The sequence below is a fragment of the Gottfriedia solisilvae genome (genome assembly GCF_002128405.1).
Lineage (GTDB): Bacteria > Bacillota > Bacilli > Bacillales > Bacillaceae_G > Gottfriedia > Gottfriedia solisilvae.
Genome location: NZ_NETJ01000004.1, coordinates 328,321 through 346,829 on the forward strand (window position 1 = coordinate 328,321; position 18,509 = coordinate 346,829).

Here is an 18,509-nt window from a genome sequence, read left to right on the forward strand (position 1 = left end):
TTAGACAAAAAGAGAGCATAAATGCTCTCTTTTTAATTTGCCTAAAAAATGTTTTCCACAATTCTCATGCATTTTTCCACAGTTATACACATTCTGTGGATAAATAGAACTGTTTATCCACAAGTAAACTGTTTATAAGTTTGTAAAGTGTTAACAAGTTGATCTTTCTCTGATTGATCAAACTAGTTCAATCCTGGTTATGCAAATCCAACGATAGTTCTAACGTCATGTTTACTTCAGATTATTTTGACGAATTTTCTTATGTTTTCACTAAATAAACTACATTAGACCTATCCACTGTTATCATTACTTATCCACTTTATTTATCCACATCTTTATCCACATATCCATCATCATTATGTTTACAGCTATCTTTTCTTTGTATCTATCCTCGTATTGCCATAAAACTCAAACTCTATTATTACAATCATTAAAAAAATTATTTCATAAAAGTATAACGGCTCTGACAAATAATTTAGTATAATTAAGTCTACTAATTCTTAATATTAGAAAAAAATTGAAATGAGGGGTATGTTTGAGAAAAATTCTAAAGTATACTACTGCTTTTACACTTGCAGCTAGTTTACTTTCAACTAACTCAATCTATGCAGCTACAAAAAAGGAACCATTTAAAGCAAACTTCGTTAAAAAAAGCGCTCCACTACCTTTTTTAAATAACAAAAACCAAACTAGTGAAACAACATACGTCGTTAAATATAAAAGTACTGTTTCTTCATCTATACATAGAAGTGCAGGGATGAATGTTGTTAAATCATTCCCATCACTTGGCTATGATATTGTGAAAATTCAAAATGGCAAAAAACTAGCTACTGCTCTATCAGTCTATAATAAGTATGATAATGTTACGTCTGTTTCACCAAGTGTACAATATAAAGCTATGTCTACTACTGCTAATCCAAAAGAAAGTGAAGCTTATCATTTATCGCAGCTTAAAATTTCTTCTGCTCAAAAGCTGGTAGCCAAGAAGCCTATTACGGTTGCTGTTATTGACCAAGGTGTCGATACGAAACATCCTGACTTAGCAGGTAGAATTCAAGGTTCTTATAATGTAGTGAATCCTGCTACAGTTGGAGCTAGAGAATATCATGGTACACATGTCGCTGGTATTATTGCCGCAACTAAGGACAATAAATTAGGTGCATATGGCGTGAACCCGAATGCAAAAATTCTTTCTGTGAATGTATTTGATGGAAATGAGTATGTATCGGATTATACAATTTCAGAGGGAATACTGTACGCAGTTTCAAAAGGCGCTAAAGTCATTAATATGAGTCTTGGTGGATCAATGTACAGCCAATTACTTGATGATACAATCCAATACGCAGTTAGCAAAGGTGTAGTAGTCGTTGCTGCCGCTGGAAATAGTGGCATTAATGAATATAGCTATCCTGCATCATATGACGGTGTCATTTCAGTCGGTGCTACTAATGACCAACGCAAGCTAGCATCATTCTCTACTTTTGGCCCTGGTGTAGATGTTGTTGCTCCTGGGGAGTTTATTTATAGTACAATTTATGACTCAACACTTGGTAGCACATATTACTATTTAAGTGGTACTTCAATGGCAACTCCAGTTGTCAGTGGAATTGCATCTCTATTAAAAACAAAATATCCAAATCTATCATCTTATGATGTAGAGCAAATATTAGAAGAAACTGCTACTGACCGTGGCACAACTGGTTATGATATTAAGTACGGGTATGGTTTAGTCGATCCTGTAAAAGCATTATCTTATAATATAAAGAATTTAGTTTCTTATAAAAAAACATCTGATGCAGGGATTTTATCAAGCGCATCAACTGTTACTTTAACAGGAAGCGATGTAGCAACATTTAACGGTTCAATTACAAAACCACATCAAACGAATCGCTATAAAGTAAATGTTAAGAGTGGCGATGCGATTGGACTAACTTTAAAAATGGCGAATGATTATGATGATCAGCTTTCACTTCGTTTTTATGAAGGCACAAGTACAAAATCGTCAAAACCAATCGTAATTGATGAAGTACTTGCTGGAAAAACTGAAGGAACAGTTTATGAAGCAACTAAGGATGGTACGCTTGTTATCGAAGTTAGTGATAAAAACGCTAGATATAGTCTTCAAGGTAAATCTACATTTACGTTAGGCATTAAACAAAAAGCTAATACTAATGAAGATACTGCAACAAAAACGAATCCTTTACCTGTCACGCAGTTACCGTTCAATACGAATAACTTATCACTTCAACTATTTAATAAGGGCGCAACAGGCACTAAATATCTTGCATTCCAACCAACTGATGATCAATCGGTCTTAATGGGTCTTGATGCAATTCCTGGTGTAAACAGCTCGATTAATGTGTATGAAAAATCAACTTGGGATGACTATGTTGCTTCGTCTGCTACAGTACAACCATTACCTTTATTTTCAATCGATAATAATGGAAAAAGCGATGGAGAAAAAGCAGCTTATTCATTCTCAAAAGATACATCTTATGTAATTGAATTATCAAGTGCATCAAGTACTGTATTTACTTTACCAAAATATGATGAGCAACCTGGTTCAGCTGTTCCATATACAGGTTCATTAGAAAATGTTCATTTTACAATGTCTAATTTATCACTTCCAAATGATGAAGATGGATTAACAAACAGTGTGAATGTTGATGATACAAACTTCTTAACTCAAAATGTTGGTTTCGTCGACTCAAGCGATGTAGGACAAATAGTAGAGAATGCTCGTACAATTAGCCAAAATGCATCTCAAACTGCATATATTCAATCAGATAACGATGCCGATTGGTATAAATTCACGACTACGAAAAATCAATTTGTACAATTAAATTTAAATGCAAAAAAAGAACAGCAATTAACTGCATCTTTATATGCATATAACGCAGAAAAGAAAGTGTTTGAGTATATTTCATCTTCAAATAACTACTTCACAGATCGTACTTATAATGAAAATAATCAAGACATATTTACTGGACTTGATAATGGTGTAACGTATTATGTTCGTGTTTCATCTTTTAATGGTGTTACTGACTTATCTTATAAATTGTCATTAAAACCACATGGTGAAAGCGCTGATGATGATTTCGAACCAAACAATAGCTTTGAAACTGCACGTTCAATTAAGAGCTATAATGAATTAACTGGTAACTTCTCATCATCTAATGATGTTGATTATTACTACTTTAAAAATACTAGTACGAGTACAGTGTTAAAAGGCTTCGAATTTATGGCATTCCCTCTTTCTGAAGATGAATCGGGGACAATACCAAAAGTATTAACAGAAGATTTACCAATTAATATCACTGTTTACGAAGATTCAAATGGCAATAAAAAATTAGATGGAACTGAACAAGAAAAAGGTAATTTCTATCAAAACTACGGTGACTTTACAAAAGGTTCATTCCAAGCAAAACCAAACCATGGTTATTTTATAGAAGTAGCAAATGCATACACTGATATTCCAAACATTCATGAATATGGATTCCGCTTCTACTCAATGACAAGAGCTGATGAAGATGCTAAAGCAAAATATCGTTATGGTTTACCATCTATTTTGCTTCCGTTAAAATATGCTGGCTCTAGCACATATGCAGGTTATGGCTATTTAAATGCGAATGTAGCAAATGGAGATAAAGATTTCTTTAGATTTGTGAACGATAAAGCACGTACTGTTTCATTCACATTAGACATGCCGGCTCCTGGTATGAATGGAAAACTATCAATCTATGATAGTAAAGGAAAACGTCTTGCAACTTTTGACCGCTACACATTTAACGATGCTGAAGTTGGACAAATTGCTCTGAAAAAAGGTAATTATTACTTCAAAGTAGAAGAAGCAAACGGTATTGCCGACTTCGACGAGTATCAATTAATAATTAAAAAGCAGTAAAATGAAAAAGAGAAGGTAAATTACCTTCTCTTTTTTTGTACTCTCCGTTAGTTATCGTTCATAAAAAAATGCGATGTAAAGTGACGATTCACTTTTACATCGCATTCCCATTTATCATTTACAAAACTTTCACTGGTTTTACTTTACTCGTATTGCCTGCTTTATCTTTTACGTAGACTTTTAAAATAGTTGATTTCTTTTGTGCCTTTATTTTTACTGTAAAGCTTCCTGTTGATTTAGATGTAGCTTTACCAATAAGTGAACTGCCTCTATAAATTTCAACAGTTGAATATTTTTCAGCTTTTCCAATAACTTTGATCGTTTTACTTGTAACTTTGTTTACAGTTGGAATTGCTGGTGGTGTTAAATCGATTGAAAATTTAACAGTCATTGTTTTTCCCGCTGCGTCTCTTACAATTAAAGTATAGCTACCCGCTTTATTGACAACTCCACCATTTGCAAAAGCTTTACCGTTTAATGTTGCAGTTCCCTCATTAAAACGAACTGTTACAGCTTTACCATAGGACTTACCATTTGTGACACCACTTACAACAGGATTCATCTTATAGATATATGGAGAAGCAACATAACCTTTTACTTTCCCATCTATTCTAACTGGAATCCATACAAATTGATTAGAAGTGCTTGTTTGATCGTACGTAAATTCTCCATTCATAATGACTGGAGTTTGGTTTGTAAATTGCTTAATGTAAGTTGAAGTACTAGTAGGATTAGGTCTCAATTTTACTTTATCTCCTGTAACTACTACCTTTTCATTTAATTTATAAAAATAAGCTGATTGATGAAGCTCACTAGCTACAGTGTATTCTAGATTTAAAAATTTAATATTTTCAGTGCTAGTTGGATCATAATCAAAGTCAATTGTTTTAAATGGCATTTGAGCTAATGTCGTTTCTCTTATAAAGCTTTGCTCTTCGATGATTTTAAATACTTGCTCTTGATAAGCACCACTATTTCTTATACCTTTTTCTTGTATAAGTGGGCTATTCACCGGTTTAATTCCATTATAAGCCATTACTGAGAAGTACCAGTTTTCAATCATATGACGATTTGCACCTTTAATTTTCGGCATTGTTTTTAAACTGTATTTGCTGTTTAAAATGTTAACACCAATCTGAATATTATAGGCAATATCCTTTTTTAATTTTTCTGTGTCATAGCCACCATCTGTCACTTGCATGATTCCAATTCCATTATCATCAGAAATAAGTGGTTTGCCATCTACAAACTGTTTCCAACCTGATTCTTTCCAAGCAATTGCCTTTACTACTTCTGGTGGAATATCCGCATTAACAGCAGCATTCGTTAATAAACAATTGATATGTTGAAAAGAAGGATTTACATTTTGTTTTATTTGACCAAGCGTAGAACATTTAGATGACCATGTTGTATCAACAGATGCTGTTTCAGCAGATGCTGTTCCATTAAATAGACTAACGGTTAAAGCTGATAATATACCTACTTTTAGTAAGAATGATTTCATGTAACTTTCTCCAATCTATTAAAATAGTAAACAATATGAAAATATTACCATAGTTTTTAAGTTTCCAATTTTAATAGTATCATGTAATTTCTTTTTCATCACTAAAAATAAGGAAAAGTGGAATTTTTAAATCTGTCTAAAAAATTTCTGATATTAGGCGATTTCCACTCCAGGATGCTCGCTTTCCGTGGGGTGGGCGCTGAGCCTCCTCGGCACATTCGGCCTGTGGGGTCTCAGCTGTCCCACATCTCCCACAGGAGTCGAGCATCCTTCCGTTCCAATCTATCTCTATATTTACCATTTGATTATAAAAGTGTTAAGCATAATCTTTTGGAAGACGATCTACTTTAATAAATTTCTTCTTAAATGAAAAAAAAATCGAGTACAAAATCTATCCGATTTCATACTCGATTTCTATTTTCTTAAATGTTCATTTGGCATTTAATCTACTTAGATTAAATCAAAAGGCACTATTATCCTTATTTCAATTCTTGTGCCACATAGCTAGTTGAAATCCAGCCCATCATTCCATTACCGATTTGGACTTTATACCAGCTTTTTGTGTAGTCCATTTCTAGACTTCCATTTGGTAATGTCACAATGTTTATATAATCATTTAGATTAAATTGTGCAATAATATTATTTCCTGAAGTAGTTGGAGCTGAGCGAACATTTAGTCCATCTATTAGGATCCTGCCTAGGTTTTTAACTGAAACGTATCTATTATATACATCAAATTTAATCGTGTTTGTCCAATAGACAGTATCATCTATCATCAATTTAACCCAGTAGTCGTTCGTTTTTTCTAAAAGAATAAAACTTGTTCCAGTTGTGATTGTATTTACTTTTGTTGTATCCCCTTTATTGGCGAATAGGTTTAGACTGCTGTCTGCTACTGCTTGTATACCGACTGGGAATACATCACTACCTTCAGGTTTAACTGGAGCTGAAGGAATCGTTGTATTAATTTGTGCTGATTTATAATAGTTCTTATCATAAGGAAGGATTTTTTCCATATGCTGTGAGATTGCTTTTCCCCAGTTTGAGTCACTAGCATAATAAAAATTCATACCTTCACTTTTGGAGTCGATTCTTTTCCCATTTGCATCTTTTGTCGTATAACCAAGATACGCGCCATTATACTTCCAGTTATTCGGGTTCAAATAAGTCGTTTTCATTTCACGAGCAATATAAGCTATATTCTCTTTAACTGAAGTAAATTTGTATGAAGCAATGTACGCAGTGGCATCATACGATCCAAATCCAAATAAATTTGATTTACCTAAAGAGATCGCTGACGTTCCGTACCCACTTTCATGGATTGCGTGAGCAGCTAAGTAAAGTGCATTTACACCGTATTGCTTTCCAGCGTCAATAAATAATTGTCCTTGGCCAGTTAGCACACTTTTCTTACCTTTTAAGTTAACATAGGCAGCTATATAATCATTAATTTGCTTTGCTGTAACAGATGACTGAGTTCGTAAATCAACAAACTGGTAAGTATCACGGTTGATTCCCGGATCAGTTGTGACTTCTTTTAAATACGCACCAGATACAAATCCCGTTTGACCATTATAAGTAACTTTGTACCAGTTATTTGAAGCTTTATGTGTCGCAACAACTGTCGCTGACTTTGGAATAACTGTAAGGATTGCAGATGATGCGTCATATGAAGCTCTTAGATTTAATTCAGCTGTTGTTGTAAAGTTCTTATCGGGTATATCTGTTACTGTAACACCGTCACTTTTAATAAAATCACTTATATTGATATATCCCGTTTTGCCATTATAAGTAACACTATACCAATTTCCGATTTTTTTACTTGATGCCACTACAGTATCTATTGGGATTGTTACTAGCTTTCTAAACTGGCTTCCGAACGATTCGTATATATATGTTTCTTTTGTAGCTTTATAATTTGTATTTGTAAAAGTCGAGAATGTATTTACGGTTACATCTACACTATTAATATAGTAATCTTGTCCATTATAAGAAATGCGGTACCACACTTTCCCTAATTGATCAGTTGCTTTTTGTGTAGAAGCAAATCCGTTATTTCCTTCGATAGAGGCTACTTCCTGCGTATCTCCAGGAGCAATATAGTATTTAGTAAGGTTTTTTGTGAAGTAGTAGGTCGTAGGTGTCGTTTCATATTTCACTTCATTGATGTTGTTTGTAAAATCAGCAATATTGATATACCCTTTTTTGCCACCATAGGATACATAATAAAAATTACCGATTTTTTTACTTGTTGAAATGATTGTGTTTTTTGGTACGTTTACAAGTTTCGAGAAAATTGTACCGTAATATTGATATACGTATGTGTCTTTCGTTGCTTTATATTTTGTATTCTTAAATGTAGTAAACGTGTTATTAACAACATCAGTATTGTTGATGTATAAGTATTTACCTTTGTAATAAACACGGTACCAAGTTTGTCCGCTACTATTTAGGACTAATTGTGTGCTACTAAATCCATTATTACTAGCAACCGTGTAGACTTCTTTTTTCTTTGTGTCTGGAGTCGAATAAAGCTTGGCTGTTTTATTAGTAAAATAATACTTCGTTGGCTGAGTTGTGTACTTATTATATTCCTTTAAATATGTACCATCTACCCAACCAGTTTTAGTTGTATTTTTACCTTTGTATTGGTACGTATAAGAAACTTTATACCATCTATCTTGTTTTAACGTAACTGTTAAAATAGCGCCCTTTGGTATTGTAAGAAGTTTTTTATAATTCGTACCTGGTTTTTCTCTCATTACTAGATTGGAAGTATTTTGGAACTTTCCATTCATTTTTTCAATCGTAGTACTTGCCTCTGTTTTTTCGATTCCCATTGTAGGAAAAGGAATGCTAGAAGTGCCCACTAATATACCCGCTGACACCATCAGTGCTTTACTAATATTTTTCATGTAATCACTCTCCCCTTTCTCCAACCGTCATTAAGAAATAAAAGCCTTTTTACTTAAAAAAATAAGTAAAGTTGAGATTCATGTTAGTAGTTTTATAGAATAACAGTTAAATCTACAAAGTTGACTTTTACAAAAAAATTGGATAAATTATGTATATTTACCAATTATATCGGAAAAAATCGAAAAATGTTTTGGCTTATCACAAAATGTAATCAATTTGACATACTGTTTACATAAAAATAGCTCTAATAGTAAGATGCTCATCTCTTACCATTAGAACTATGCTTCTCTATGCTTTAATGCTTCGTACAGTTCAAAGTACTTTGTTTTCTTTAATACCTTGTCACTATAAGTAAAATCTCCATAACAATATGGATATCTGAAATTTTCCTTATCATTATTACATGTGTATAGCTCCGGATTTGTATCGACCATTGAAAGCGAGTACGACTTCGCAAGTGGTACCGAATGTTTCCCTCCGTGCCCTTTTACAAAATCAATATAAGATATCCCCATATTATAGCTTTGTATAATTGTCTCTAAATCTACACCTTGCTTTTTCCCATATTGATAAACATCTGCAAAATGAATAACGCCTTGCTGAATACTTTTTGAGGAGCTTTTAATACTGTCCTTAGCTAGCCCAAGTGATTCGGAAGCCTGCATTGGATCAGTTCCTTTTCCTTTTGTTTCCTGCATCATAAGACCTAGTAGTAATGGGGTATACTGCTCCAAGCCAACAGACTGCAGCTCTGAATAGATTTGTTTTTCATATTTCAAAACATCATGAAAGTAATAACGATATATAGCAAACGATCCAACGACCGTTAATAGAAATGTTAATAACAAAAGATTCTTAAGAAATTTCAACATTATAACCCTAATTCAATACCTCCATTTACTGTCTTTTTATTCATTATAACGTATATTTTCATATTAAAAAGCAATGTTAGAAAACTACATATAAATGAAATCGAATTGAGAAAAAAGTTACATTACATATTAGTAATATATCAGTAAAATGTACTATCTGTATATTGGTATTTATTAATAATTGACACTATACAGAAAAAAGAGCCATTTTTCAAAAGAAATTCTTACATTTTGAATCCAGCTATACGATTTCCTCGTGCTCTCACCTTTCTCACTTCCACAAAAGAAGTCTCGCTCCAATCTCTCTATTTTTACAAGTAAACATTGATTAAAATTGCATATTTATCCTTTTGGAAAACAAAAACATTTCATTCTTTCTACATAATTATGTCATTATGGTCAATAAAAAATGGCAACTAATTAACATTCTAATTAGTTGCCATTCATTATATTTTTGGAAAAGTTACTCCGAAGAAAAGCTATTATTTCAAAAATATAATTTTATGATTTAATTTCCTTAACTTCTTCAATACGATCCATTTTTAATTCATCATCCACTCTTGAAAAATGATACGTAATTTCAAATGACTTCGTTTTTGTTTTTCCTTTTTTATCAGTTATCTCATATGTTTCATTTGTCACGATTACCATACCTGAATCGTCTTGCTTTGAGTTTTTCATCGCAAAGCTAACAAGCTTTTGTGTTGTATTTTTCTTTTTAATTTTTTTCTGATATTCTTCTGATTCTAAAAATGCCTGACCATTTTGGTTAAATAATCCGTCAATGAATTGCTTTTCTTCTAAATTATTTGTTGATGGTTTTGATTCGGGTAAGTATCGATCAAAGAAGTCTTTAATACCTGCAAAAAATCCACCATCTTCCTCGGTCTTTTCTTCATTTTGTGTAGGTGTATTGAACAATAAATCGATGTATTTACCATTAATCGGTACTTCGTCTGTTTTGATTACTTCACCATTTAATTCTATTTCTGCGTGCACAATCGTTTGACCATTTAATAAAAACGGACCAAACTTCTCAACTTCACTTATTTTTTTACCAATATCTTTCCCATTTACGAACAACTTTGCATCTGGTTCATTCGAATAAACTTGTACATAACTAACATTAAATGTTAATTCTTGTTCTAGTTTATTTTTAGTAGCTTTTGAAAAATCTAAGTCTACTGTTTCTTCAACCTCACTATATTCACCTTGGTAAATTGCAGATAATGAATATTTACCAGGCAAAATTTTCTGATATGACTTTTCATATTCATCTTTATTTAAACGAGTCGTTTCATTATTTAATTGAAGCTCTAACTCATCAATTGGAGACGTTACTGTTAACTCAAATGGCTCCGCACTAATCGTATAAGTTTGATAGATTCCTAAGAATTTATTTCCTTTAGCAATTGTCAGCACGTGATTACCGTTTTTATCAACTAACTGAGCATTTTGAATTGCACCATCTTTTACTAAATCATCCACTTGGTTAATCAATTCAGAACTATTCATATACTCCATAAATGCTTTTACTGAATTTTCATTAAGTGTGGCACGTGTACCACCTTCCTCTAAAATATGTGAAACTTCTTTATAATTATGTTCAGAAACAGCTTTTTCGAATGATCTAACCATTCGTTCAGGTGTATACATTGATTTTACGATCAAATGCCCACTAATCAGTATGATAATGAATGCCGCAATCGAGATCATCCATTTTTTCTTATTTTGAGGCAACGATTTTTTTATTTTATGATTTCGAATACTCGTTCGAGAAATCGAAGTCTTTTCCTGCTCTCTTAGTTGATTATTCATTTATTATACTTTCCCCTTAATTCGCAAGTTAAATTTCTTTTAATTGAGTTATATTTTAAGAACCGTAGAAATAGTTCATATTTTTAAAAAGCTATTAACTATCATACTAGATTTTATTAGCATGGTAAAAAGAAATCTTTATCTTTTTTCATGTAATTTTCACTTTGGAAGTAATTGGTCTAATCAAAATTTAATAATTCAATGACAGGCTTATTGTTGCTTGGTACACTTAAAGAATGGTGAATAAAGGAGGAAGTAGCTTGAAGTCATTAGTTAATCGTAAAGAAACCATCTATTTTATATTATTATTACTAGCGAGTATACCAATGTATATTATGCTATTCGTGAGCATTGTAGGTATTTTTGTTTTAGGAATTTTAGTACTCATCCCTATTATTGCACACTTAATTTACACTGCTCATATCCGAACAAACGGTGTAAGAATTACTGAAAAGCAGTTTCCTGAGATTTTTGAACGAACTAAGGAAATTGCAAAAGAAATGGGCTTTTATATACTTCCTGATATTTATGTAATGGAGTCTGGTGGATTTCTAAATGCTTTTGCCACAAGATTTTTTGGACGAAATATGATTGTATTATATGCTGACCTATTTGAAATGAAAGAAACAGATCCAAAAGTAGTTGATTTTGTAATCGCACATGAACTTGCTCATATTAAACGAAATCATATTATTAAAAACTCTTTAATTTTACCAGGGAACTGGATTCCTTTTTTAGGTTCTGCTTATTCACGTGCATGCGAATATACATGTGACCGCATGGCAAATCATTATATTAATGATTTTGAAGCATCAACTCGAGCTCTATCAATGCTTGGAGTTGGTAGAAAGTATTACAATACAATTGATATTCAGGAATATATGTACCAAAGCAGTAGAGAAAAAGGATTTTTCATTTGGTTAAGTGAACGACTAATGTCACACCCAACATTACCAAAACGAATTTCTGCTTTGTACCGTTTTAATAATATAGAAAATAATATCGTTTTTAAAACGCCTAAACGAGTGCTGGCAGTTGGTATAATGGCTGTTGCTTTATCAATCGGTGGGGTTGTACTCATTACACTTTCAGCAGATAAACTTGTTACATTTTTTGAAGAAGTGTCACAAGAAATAGCTGAAGAAGAAGGTTTAATCGAAACTGAAATAGATCCAGATGTAGAAACTCCATTAACGCTAGCTATTTTAGATAATGACATTAATAAAGCTAAAAAATTAATCGACGAAGGTGCAGACGTAAACGAAAAAAATGATCTAGGAGAATCACCAATCATTGCAACATCTTATCTTGACACAGACTACATCGATTTAGATATGCTAAAACTGTTACTTGAAAATGGAGCAGATCCATCCATTGGTGACGAAGAGGATTATACGGTGCTACATGCGGCTGCCTCAATGTCAGATATGGAAGCAATCGATTTATTATTAGAATACAATGCTGATATTAATATAAAAGATTCATACGGACAGACGCCAATTTTCGAAACAATTTATGATGACAATGCTGTAACCTTTAAGCACTTAGTCGACAAAGGTGCGAATTTAATGATTGTGAACGTCGATGGGGATACACTCAAAGATACTGCAAAATATTACGAGGCTACAGAGATATTAAAACTATTAAACAAGTAATAAAGTAAAAAGGATATGAGAAATTCTCATATCCTTTTTTTCTATGAACCTTGTTTACTAGTCCAACTAACCCAAACATTTGAACTAGAACCAGATATCTTTTCATAATCATTTGGGCTATTTAAATTTAATCTTCTTCCATTTTGTGAAAACGAGACAATCGTTTTCTGGTTTCCTACACTTAAGCCTGCATAAATTCCCCTTGCAGCTAATGTTTCATCTGGATTTGCACTAGCTGTAATAATTGGAGCGACTGATTCAGTGACAATTTCTAAATCACCCTTATGATTTATGTATGCGTTAATGATGCCGACACTATGATGAGTTTCATTTGCGTGAAGATAGATCCCATCAGGATCAAAACGGATGACTCCGCCTCTTTGTTTGATTTGACTTTGAGGTACTTGCGAAGATAGAAAGCTGAAGCTACTAGAACCTGATACTTTTTCTGCTATGTAAAAAACAGACGTAAGTGCCATACAACTAATACCCACAATTTTAATACCTTTAAACAGTTTACGAAAAGCTAACATTCATATCAAAAACCTTTCCAAAAAGAAGAAAATTTTACCATCTCCATTCTATCATGCATTAAATCTGCTATACAATCATTATTCATTATATTGAAATTTTTTAGTAAGTTCCTAAAGTTTAGAAAGATATGCAATATAAATATGCAATTTCGTTAATTTAATAGAAACCTTTTTATAATAAAGTCGACACAAAAGTTTTCGCTCTTGGATGCTCGATTCCATAAAGCGTGTTGTAACCTAATTCCTAAAAATAAATGTGCAGTCAATTAAAGCATTTATATTTGGTATAATAGGATTGTTAAGTATATGTAAATTATATTAATAAATTAATAAAAAGGATTCCGATTGGATTGATGGGGGATTTAATGAACAGTTCGAGAAAAACATTTACATTAAATAGTAAGGTAATTCTTGCAATTTTAGTACCATTACTGACGCTACTATTTATTGAGAGTATATATAGAGAACAACTACTAAAAGTATGGATTTGGATAAAAGAATTTCCACTGAACTTTACTTTTGAATATTTAATTTTATTTGTATGTATGAATAGCTTCTATTTTTTGAAAAAAAGAGCTTATCTGTTCATGCAATCCATATTGTTTTTGATCTTTAGTTTTTTCGCGCTTGCTAGCTTAGTGAAAACGCAAAAACGGGGAGAACCGATTGTACCAAGTGATTTTTTATTGCGTAATGAAGCACTGAACATATCGCAGTATATTTCAATTGAAGGATTATACTTCACGATTGGCATACTATTGATCGTCACTTTAATCGGATTCATTGTCAGTTTTTTACTTAAAAAGGATAAAGAAAGTAAGAAAGTAAATTTTATTTCTTCTATTATATCTATACTTTTGGCTTGCTTTTTAATTGGTGGTATTCCATTCAATCTGTATTCTCATTTAAAAATAGAATCAATTGGCTGGAGCCAAAAAGTAAACTCACTGACAAATGGCAGTGTGCTTGGGTTCGTTTTAAATAGTATTAATTCATCTATTAAGGAACCATCAAATTATACAAAGAAAACAATTGATTCAATTATGGAATCTTCTAAAAGCACTAAATCAAATGAAACCAACGAGCAGAAACCAAATGTTTTGTTTATCCAAAGTGAAGCATTTTTTGATCCGACCGTATTAGGTGAGAATGTGTTTAAAAATGATCCTTTACCGTATTTCCATTCACTACAAAAGGAACACACAACTGGACAGATGATTACACCAGTATATGGTGGAGGAACAATTAATACGGAATTGGAAATTTTAACAGGACTTTCAACAAACTTTATTCCTTCTGTTTCATTAGGATTTCAAAATTACATTAATAAACCAGTAAACTCCGCAGCAAGAATTGTACGTGACCAAGGTTATACTGCTACGAGTATTCACACTTATCATTCATGGTTTTATCACAGGGAAGAACTTTATCAAAAGCTAGGCTTCAATTCGTTTCAGACAAGAGAAACGTTCACAAAAGCACAGCTTTCAGATACGACAAAATTCATATCGGATACTGAAATTAGTAAACGTATCATTCAAACGATAAAAGACACACCAACGCCTGACTATATCTATTCAGTTACAATGGAAAATCATGGCCCTTACGATCAACCAAAAAAGCAATTTAATGATTCCGCTACGAATTTACCATTAGAAGAAGGAAATAAGAAGATTTTAAATACGTATGCCCATAATTTAGTAAACATCGATCATGCGCTGAAATTATTAATTGAATCACTAAAAAAATTAGATGAACCTACAATTGTTGTATTTTATGGAGATCACCTGCCAATGCTTGGTGATGAAATGAGTGTTTATTTGGATGCTAATTATATTAAGAATGCTGAAACAAAGGCTGATTATATCAAAATGCATACAGTTCCATTACTTATATGGAGTAATACGCTACAAAAACAGTCACCTATTGAGATTAGTAGTAATTTCTTAACACCATACGTTTTTGACTTAGCAAATATCAAAATGAATACGAATTTCTCATATTTAGCCGATTCCATTCATAATGGACAAACAAAAATTCTCCCTTCAAAGTTCCAAAAGAACTCGAAGGAATCAACGAAGTTTTTAATGAATTATGAGATACTACAATACGATGTCCTTAAGGGTAAGCAGTATTTGTATCAAAATGAAAACGAGTTAAAGAATCTATCCTATTTTTTAGGAAACCCAAATTTTACGGTAAAAGATGTTTCACCTAAAGTACTGAATGCTAAAGAAAGTAAGCAATTAGTTACAATCACAGGGACGGGCTTTTCAAACTTAACAAAAGTGAAAGTCAATAACCAGATGATCGGTTTGTCTTCCCGTACGCCAACAAAAATTCAGTTCTTTATTACAAAGAAATATTTTGAAAAAGCCAAGGACATTTCAATCAAAGTTTACATGAGTGATACATTGAAAAATGTAGTAGATGGACCGGAGTTAAAACTTAGCGTGAAATGAAGTAATATCAAAAAAAGTAGAGTCATGTAGACTCTACTTTTTCTTTTTAATTTGGCTTGTTAAAAAAGAATGTTGATTTCCATTCCAGGTACTTCGCTTTCCATGGGGCGTGACCCTGAGCCTCCTCGGCAAGCCTGCGGGGTCTCAAGTTTCCCGCATCTCCCATAGGAGTCTTCGCACCTTCCATTCCAATTACTCTCGAACCAACTATTCTCTTTTCATACTCTAACATTTACGAGCCTTTAATTTAAATATACGCTAGATGGAATAACCACTTCGGGCATCCCCGCTGCATAAGGTAAAACTTCATATTGACTAAAAATAAGTCTGATTCCTTTTTTATCAAAAGTCCATAGTGTGCTACGATCATTTAGTACAATCTCACTTGGTTTCGAGATAAATAATTCATAGTCGTATTGCTCGGATAAAGTATTAAAAGCAGCTTCTTTTACTGCAGTCGTCTTACCATTAATAGTTGATGTTAATTTATATAATTTCCCTGTCTTTACATCAAAATTATAACTTTGACCTGCTGTCATTCCGTGTGCCCCACCTAAGTAAGTGTAAGTATAAAAAATAATACTTAATTGATTATTCTCGTTGTATTTCACCTTATAAGAATAATCGTATTCATAGCCCCACCAATCACCAAGGCTTTCATCCCACTCTGCTTTATCTTTTGCTTCTATTGCCTTAAATTTAGTATAAGCTTTCGCAGCATTTAAACCTTTAGTTTTTAAAAACTCATTTATTTTCTTACGAGCATTTTGATCCTTAACTTTACTAATTTGTGGATATGTAACTGGTTTGTTCTTAATTTTTACTTTCGTTACAGTTACAGGTTTTACTACTACTTGTGTATTACTACTCATTTTCTCTTTTGCACCTATAGGTAATGGCTTAACTAAGGCAAAAGTTAGTGCTGCTGCTAAAAAAGCAAATAAGATTTTCTTCATTTTATATTGGTCTCCTTTAGATTGGGATAATTTTTTAAATGGAAGCATAAAAGAACATTTAGTAGTTATATATATTTGTATTATTTAAGTATTTTAACGTAAGGGTTTCATAAAACCTTATAAGAAAACATTTGAAAATCATCAACGTTCATAAACTAAAGCATAGATACCTTATATAAAATTCTTCTGATTCACCACCCTCTTCAACTTAATAAAATCTCTTCTAAAATATTCCAAATAAACTACAATACGAATTATATTACATAATTGTTACAAAATAAATACAAATATTACAAATTGTAATATTTATTTTTCCCTACTTTTATATTGGAAATCTTAATTGTTAATGAAATGTTTTCCAAGGCGGATTGTAAGCGCATACTCAAGGTTGTATACTATACTTATCTAGTAATCTATACAAGTATTCGGAGGAGAACAAATGTTAAAACAAATTCAGTTTTTCTTAGCCTCATCCAAGCTAGCAACTCAAATGCCTGGATTTCGAACTAGAACACCTTGGAAACAGCTTGCCGCTTTAATTGGTTACCCAATTCTTTTCGTACTGTCTTATGTTTACATGAGTTACCAAATGAATCACGTAGCATCAGCTCGTGACGGCGTTCTTTTAGGCATTAACAATTTCGTTGTAGTTTTATGTATGATTATCCTTCCGTTTATTCTGATTACAAACATAAAAGACATTCGAAATAAGCTACCACTATTTAAAGAAAAGAATACCGGCAGAAAAGTTGCTGGTACTGCACTTACTGTGTTTCTTTTGTTTGCGGTTATGGGTGTTTTGACTACTTCGATTAGTAAGTTTTATTCAGAGGAATTTGTTGAGAAGATTAGCGAAAGTTGATGTGTATATAAAACGGAAGATATAAGTGGATAGATAGAATTTGAACAATCTCTTCAAATTGCATTTATAAAGTAAAATATGATTTTTATCGAGTTTGATCCGTAACTTTTTATATTGGATCAAACTTTTTTTATTTAAGTTAAATTCTTTTCTTCCTACAATGTTACTACAAAATCTCTTCTCTAAATATTTCTTCAATGTTCATTATTACTTCATTATGAGTGTTTTTATTAGCACCAAGATCAAGAAACTCACCTACTTTCCCTCCAGCCGTTACCACATTAACTTTTGTTAAGTTTTTCTGTGCAGTGATTACTATTGTAGATACCAATTTACACCCTAATGAATATAAAAACTTTTCAATAACTATTACCTTACCATTATAGACACTAAAGTTGCCTATAACTTTAAAGTTTAGACTGTGGAATTTTTCAATTAATTTAAAATCATAATCTTCGAGACCAATACTAGTAAATTCTTTCTCATAATTTCTCATATTCTACCTCCTAAATTATGTTAATATTATTATTTTACTATGATTTTATAATTAAATTTTACTAAAATTACGTCAAAAAAATGTCATTGAATTAATTCAATGACATTTCTTTATCCTTAAATAAATTGTGCAGTTTGTTTTGATGTGTAGCTCCACATATTACCTGATGCAGAACCTGTAAATGTTTTATAAATACTAGTTTTAATTCTTAAATATTTATATGTTCCACTTTTTAGTTTAGACATATTTGAGACATAATTTGCATTTTCCAATGCCTTTTGTATTGCAGCTGCAGTGCCCGCTATACCTAGCGCTATACCCGCAACTGCACAAACAACCCCTGCATAGAAAATACCTATTATTGCTATGACTGTTCCGGTTGCGCCTACACTTAAAGCAGAAACGATATCTTTATACCCTCCAGAATTTTTTCTAATAAATTCATCATTTAATTGTTTATATGTCTTGTCAATATTACTTATAGTTTCAACATAAAACGTCTCTCCTGGTACTGGCATACAAATCTCTCCT

At 32.2% G+C, this 18,509-nt stretch carries 12 protein-coding genes; 4 read left to right on the forward strand and 8 right to left on the reverse strand.

The window, feature by feature from the left end:
- Positions 1-535 precede the first annotated feature (535 nt).
- The gene (locus CAB05_RS14910) at positions 536-3,904 is read left to right on the forward strand and encodes a S8 family peptidase (protein WP_088001163.1); all 3,369 of its coding nucleotides are present in this window, start codon (positions 536-538) and stop codon (positions 3,902-3,904) included.
- Between the two features lie 118 nt (positions 3,905-4,022).
- Here CAB05_RS14910 and CAB05_RS14915 read toward each other — a convergent pair whose 3' ends face one another.
- The 4 genes from CAB05_RS14915 to CAB05_RS14930 all read right to left on the reverse strand — a co-directional run bounded on the left by CAB05_RS14915 (position 4,023) and on the right by CAB05_RS14930 (position 11,014).
- The gene (locus CAB05_RS14915) at positions 4,023-5,408 is read right to left on the reverse strand and encodes an Ig-like domain-containing protein (RefSeq protein ID WP_088001165.1); all 1,386 of its coding nucleotides are present in this window, start codon (positions 5,406-5,408) and stop codon (positions 4,023-4,025) included.
- Positions 5,409-5,887: 479 nt separating this feature from the next.
- Entirely contained in the window at positions 5,888-8,323 is a 2,436-nt protein-coding gene (locus CAB05_RS14920) for an SH3 domain-containing protein (RefSeq protein WP_088001167.1), read from the reverse strand.
- A 279-nt stretch (positions 8,324-8,602) separates the two neighbouring features.
- Positions 8,603-9,196, reverse strand: a complete 594-nt coding sequence (locus CAB05_RS14925; protein WP_088001170.1) for a lysozyme family protein — start codon at positions 9,194-9,196, stop codon at positions 8,603-8,605.
- A gap of 501 nt (positions 9,197-9,697) precedes the next feature.
- The gene (locus tag CAB05_RS14930) at positions 9,698-11,014 is read right to left on the reverse strand and encodes a TcaA 3rd/4th domain-containing protein (RefSeq protein WP_088001172.1); all 1,317 of its coding nucleotides are present in this window, start codon (positions 11,012-11,014) and stop codon (positions 9,698-9,700) included.
- Positions 11,015-11,274: 260 nt separating this feature from the next.
- Here CAB05_RS14930 and CAB05_RS14935 point away from each other — a divergent pair, with 260 nt between their 5' ends.
- A complete protein-coding gene (locus CAB05_RS14935; RefSeq protein ID WP_158093283.1) occupies positions 11,275-12,669 on the forward strand; it encodes a M48 family metallopeptidase in 1,395 nt (464 codons plus the stop codon).
- Positions 12,670-12,710: 41 nt separating this feature from the next.
- Here CAB05_RS14935 and CAB05_RS14940 read toward each other — a convergent pair whose 3' ends face one another.
- On the reverse strand, positions 12,711-13,202 hold the full coding sequence (locus tag CAB05_RS14940; RefSeq protein ID WP_088001176.1) for a hypothetical protein: 492 nt from the start codon (positions 13,200-13,202) through the stop codon (positions 12,711-12,713).
- Positions 13,203-13,567: 365 nt separating this feature from the next.
- Between CAB05_RS14940 and CAB05_RS14945 the strand changes: the two genes are divergently transcribed.
- Positions 13,568-15,664 carry an LTA synthase family protein gene (locus tag CAB05_RS14945; protein WP_158093284.1) on the forward strand — a complete coding sequence of 699 codons (2,097 nt, stop codon included), beginning with the start codon at positions 13,568-13,570 and terminating at the stop codon, positions 15,662-15,664.
- Between the two features lie 242 nt (positions 15,665-15,906).
- Here the strand turns inward: CAB05_RS14945 and CAB05_RS14955 are convergent, their stop codons facing one another.
- Positions 15,907-16,620, reverse strand: a complete 714-nt coding sequence (locus CAB05_RS14955) for a DUF3298 and DUF4163 domain-containing protein (RefSeq protein WP_158093285.1) — start codon at positions 16,618-16,620, stop codon at positions 15,907-15,909.
- Positions 16,621-17,059: 439 nt separating this feature from the next.
- Between CAB05_RS14955 and CAB05_RS14960 the strand changes: the two genes are divergently transcribed.
- Positions 17,060-17,482 carry a hypothetical protein gene (locus tag CAB05_RS14960; protein WP_088001184.1) on the forward strand — a complete coding sequence of 141 codons (423 nt, stop codon included), beginning with the start codon at positions 17,060-17,062 and terminating at the stop codon, positions 17,480-17,482.
- Positions 17,483-17,648: 166 nt separating this feature from the next.
- Here CAB05_RS14960 and CAB05_RS14965 read toward each other — a convergent pair whose 3' ends face one another.
- Complete coding sequence (locus tag CAB05_RS14965; protein WP_088001186.1) at positions 17,649-17,978, reverse strand: hypothetical protein; 330 nt, start codon at positions 17,976-17,978, stop codon at positions 17,649-17,651.
- 116 nt (positions 17,979-18,094) lie between these two features.
- Positions 18,095-18,496, reverse strand: a complete 402-nt coding sequence (locus CAB05_RS14970; protein ID WP_088001188.1) for a hypothetical protein — start codon at positions 18,494-18,496, stop codon at positions 18,095-18,097.
- Positions 18,497-18,509 lie beyond the last annotated feature (13 nt).

Bases quoted from the DNA above. Each gene is read 5' to 3' on its own strand.
- CAB05_RS14930 (WP_088001172.1), bottom strand. From the start codon at position 11,014: ATGAATAATCAACTAAGAGAGCAGGAAAAGACTTCGATTTCTCGAACG.
- CAB05_RS14955 (WP_158093285.1), bottom strand. From the start codon at position 16,620: ATGAAGAAAATCTTATTTGCTTTTTTAGCAGCAGCACTAACTTTTGCC.
- CAB05_RS14920 (WP_088001167.1), bottom strand. From the start codon at position 8,323: ATGAAAAATATTAGTAAAGCACTGATGGTGTCAGCGGGTATATTAGTG.
- CAB05_RS14925 (WP_088001170.1), bottom strand. From the start codon at position 9,196: ATGTTGAAATTTCTTAAGAATCTTTTGTTATTAACATTTCTATTAACG.
- CAB05_RS14915 (WP_088001165.1), bottom strand. From the start codon at position 5,408: ATGAAATCATTCTTACTAAAAGTAGGTATATTATCAGCTTTAACCGTT.
- CAB05_RS14945 (WP_158093284.1), top strand. From the start codon at position 13,568: ATGAACAGTTCGAGAAAAACATTTACATTAAATAGTAAGGTAATTCTT.
- CAB05_RS14940 (WP_088001176.1), bottom strand. From the start codon at position 13,202: ATGTTAGCTTTTCGTAAACTGTTTAAAGGTATTAAAATTGTGGGTATT.
- CAB05_RS14965 (WP_088001186.1), bottom strand. From the start codon at position 17,978: ATGAGAAATTATGAGAAAGAATTTACTAGTATTGGTCTCGAAGATTAT.
- CAB05_RS14970 (WP_088001188.1), bottom strand. From the start codon at position 18,496: ATGCCAGTACCAGGAGAGACGTTTTATGTTGAAACTATAAGTAATATT.
- CAB05_RS14960 (WP_088001184.1), top strand. From the start codon at position 17,060: ATGTTAAAACAAATTCAGTTTTTCTTAGCCTCATCCAAGCTAGCAACT.